General features: G+C 40.0%; 2 protein-coding genes. Both read left to right on the top strand.

The genetic code is table 11. From position 1 onward, the window contains the following. A partial coding sequence (locus tag IQ242_RS26545; RefSeq protein ID WP_228021206.1) for a hypothetical protein occupies window positions 1-217 on the top strand: 217 nt, incomplete at its 5' end. 148 nt (window positions 218-365) lie between these two features. After that, window positions 366-1,283, top strand: a complete 918-nt coding sequence (locus IQ242_RS24715; protein WP_193961773.1) for a glycosyltransferase family 2 protein — start codon at window positions 366-368, stop codon at window positions 1,281-1,283. Window positions 1,284-1,420: the final 137 nt, after the last annotated feature.

Raw genomic sequence — 1,420 nt, 5'->3', positions numbered from 1 at the left:
GCTCTTCGGTTTGTGTTATGCAATGGACGGGGGTTATAAGGGATGGAACCCTTATAGAGAAAGGCATTTAGCGATTTTTGTTAATTGTTTTTTTCTAGAGCGAACTAATCAATTAAGTCTCTTGCCAGATAAGGATTTAGTCGATTTATGCCCCCCTATCGAACCATACCAAGTAACGAAGAACCGAATTTTTCAAGTAATACTTAAGGAATATTGACAAAATGGCGATCAAGGGTAGAATAGGCTCAGTCTGGCAGTTTTAAGAAAATTTCTGGGATAATAAGGGTTTTAATTCCAATTTTTCTGGTACACAATAGGACTACTACCCGATCGAGTTTCGTATAATCAAACACCATACTATATCTATGTTTTCCATTTACATTCTCACCCATAACGAAGAAATTGATATTGCCGCCTGTGTGGAATCGGCACTTATGTCCGATGATGTGATTGTGGTTGACTCCTACAGTAGCGATCGCACAGTAGAGATCGCTTCTCGTTATCCAGTGCGCGTGATTCAGCATCAATTCGAGAGTCATGGTAAACAAAGAACTTGGATGTTGGAAAATATCGAGACTAAATACGATTGGGTTTATATTCTCGAAGCAGATGAAAGGATGACACCCCAACTGTATGCAGAATGTCTGCGTGCCACTCAACAACAGGAATTTACTGGTTTTTATGTGGCCGAAAGAGTTATGTTTATGGGAACTTGGATCCGTCGCAGCACCCAGTATCCTCGTTATCAAATGCGTCTATTTAGAAAAGATCAAGTCTGGTTTAGCGATTATGGTCACACGGAAAGGGAAGAATGTCGAGGAAAAACCTCTTTTTTACAAGAAACCTATCCCCACTATACCTGTAGTAAAGGTTTAAGTCGTTGGATTGAAAAACATAATCGTTACTCTACCAATGAAGCAGCAGAAACCCTACATCAGTTGGCTAACGGTGGTGTTAGTTGGAAAAATTTATTTTTTGGTGAAACTGAAGTAGATAGACGGAGAGCTTTAAAAGATTTTTCTCTACGATTGCCTTTTCGTCCCCTGCTTCGTTGGTTTTATATGTATTTTATCTTGGCGGGAATTCTCGATGGTAAAGCTGGTTTTGCTTGGTGTACTCTGCAAGCTTTTTATGAGTATTTGATCCTCTTAAAAGTGGCAGAAATGAAACAGGGTTTACCCACTCCCCCCGAAGTGAGAAATCGTTTTCATCCCCCGCAAAATGGTGACAATAGTAATTCCCATAGGCCCGATTTCGTCTCCCTGAAAGGAAAAGCCGATTGACATTCAACCATTATTAATCAGTCAGCAATCACCTAACAACAACCTAGAGATAAAAAGCAATCCAGACCCATTTTTTTATTAGCCGTGACATCAATTTCACGGCCGTTGTCTTATGTCAAGCTGTACTGTCTTTAAGC

Origin of the sequence: Microcystis sp. LEGE 08355 (assembly GCF_015207185.1) — a bacterium.
Lineage (GTDB): Bacteria > Cyanobacteriota > Cyanobacteriia > Cyanobacteriales > Microcystaceae > Microcystis > Microcystis panniformis.
This window is presented reverse-complemented; position numbering and strand designations above follow the sequence as displayed.

Coding starts and splice junctions, on each gene's coding strand:
- IQ242_RS24715 (WP_193961773.1), top strand. CDS start 366: ATGTTTTCCATTTACATTCTCACCCATAACGAAGAAATTGATATTGCC.